The sequence below is a fragment of the Herbiconiux daphne genome (genome assembly GCF_024979295.1).
Taxonomy (GTDB): domain Bacteria; phylum Actinomycetota; class Actinomycetes; order Actinomycetales; family Microbacteriaceae; genus Herbiconiux; species Herbiconiux daphnes.
On the sequence record NZ_JANLCJ010000340.1, the window covers coordinates 1 to 752 of the forward strand.

Genomic DNA, 752 nt, shown 5'->3' on the forward strand with positions numbered 1-752 from the left:
CTTGATTACGTGGTTTACCAGCAGCCATTTCAGTACGAATGTTTGAACTAATAGCAGTAGGACTACTACCTGATTTTAATGGCATTACTTCACCTCCATACTTGAATTAACAAAGTAGTATTGCTTGTCAATGTCAGCACATAAATCTTGAAGTTTATTCTGAGTAACAGCATCAATACCAACATCAGCAATAAGCTCTTGAACGTTCTTAGAGATGCAAGTTAGTGTTAGTTTCATATCTTTCAGCATTTCTTCAGCAACCATAGCACGTTCTGCTTCTGGATACCAAGCATCATTAATATATTGTTTTGCTGTAGCAACTACAGGCATATCTAGTGAACGCATACGCTCAGCAAAAGTATCAGCCCAATCAAGTGCTACTTCTTGAATTTCATCATACATTTTATGATGTTGACGAAAATAAACACCTTTCGTGTTCCAGTGGAAATCTTTAGCTTTAATATACAGAAGTTCCAAGTTACTGACCACAGCTTGTAGCTTAGCAGTATTCGAAACTTTAGCTGGTTGTTTCAGTAACATGAGTTCTCCTCAGTAAAGAATCAATCATGGACAGTAACACTTGTCGTTGTTCTGTCTTTGGTTTAGATAGAAGACGAAGCCTTTCCTCTTCTAGAAAGTCGCGTCCACTAGGACGAGCTGACCCCAAAGGGTCACGACCGGATTTATTTTGACCACCTACCGGTACGGTGGAATGAGTCAAATCACTCATCAGAATTCGGTTCCTCTCGAAC

At 39.4% G+C, this 752-nt stretch carries 2 protein-coding genes; both read right to left on the reverse strand.

The genetic code is table 11. The features are described from left to right. Nucleotides 1-84: 84 nt before the first annotated feature. A complete protein-coding gene (locus N1032_RS25100; protein ID WP_259543289.1) occupies nucleotides 85-540 on the reverse strand; it encodes a ferritin-like domain-containing protein in 456 nt (151 codons plus the stop codon). Continuing rightward, nucleotides 518-752, reverse strand: a 235-nt coding sequence (locus tag N1032_RS25105; protein WP_259543290.1) for a hypothetical protein, incomplete at its 5' end; no start/stop codon positions are given. The genes N1032_RS25105 and N1032_RS25100, both read right to left, overlap by 23 nt.